Source organism: Streptobacillus felis (assembly GCF_001559775.1).
GTDB classification, from domain to species: domain Bacteria; phylum Fusobacteriota; class Fusobacteriia; order Fusobacteriales; family Leptotrichiaceae; genus Streptobacillus; species Streptobacillus felis.
The window spans coordinates 1-473 of the sequence record NZ_LOHX01000157.1 but is presented as its reverse complement, the minus strand read 5'-3'; the positions used below and the strand labels follow the sequence as shown (position 1 = coordinate 473).

The 473-nt window shown below is 26.6% G+C and carries 1 protein-coding gene; it reads left to right on the top strand.

Annotated elements, in window-relative coordinates:
- Positions 1 to 168: 168 nt before the first annotated feature.
- On the top strand, positions 169 to 473 hold a 305-nt coding region (locus AYC60_RS03405), incomplete at its 3' end, for a two-partner secretion domain-containing protein (protein ID WP_156447648.1).

The window sequence follows — 473 nt, the reverse complement described above, 5'->3', positions numbered from 1 at the left end:
AAACTAAATTTTCTAACATTTTTAAATACATTTTTTACATATGCGAACATAATAGAAGTTAGAAAAATAAAGGTATATGTGAATATGATTAATAATGGGAAGGTGATCATAAGAGTTTATACTGCAAGGCCTAACGTTGAAAGTCGTTGAACCTTTAAAATATACATTATGAGTGAAAAAGGTGACGTAATAAATAATGCAAAAAATATTGCAAGGAGTAGGATTGCAGGACTAATAAATGGTAATAATAATAGTAAAGATAAAAGAGCAAAACTTGCCCTTCTAGACGTAACAGGATTAGAAGAAAGTAAACTAAAAGTAAGACTTGAAGCATTAAGTAAAGATAAATTAGATGTAATACTTTCAAATCCTAATGGAATAACACTAGATGGTGCAAGTTTTTTAAATTTACATAATATGGCTTTAACAACATCAAAACCAATAATAGAAAATGAAGAAATAAAAGGATATAA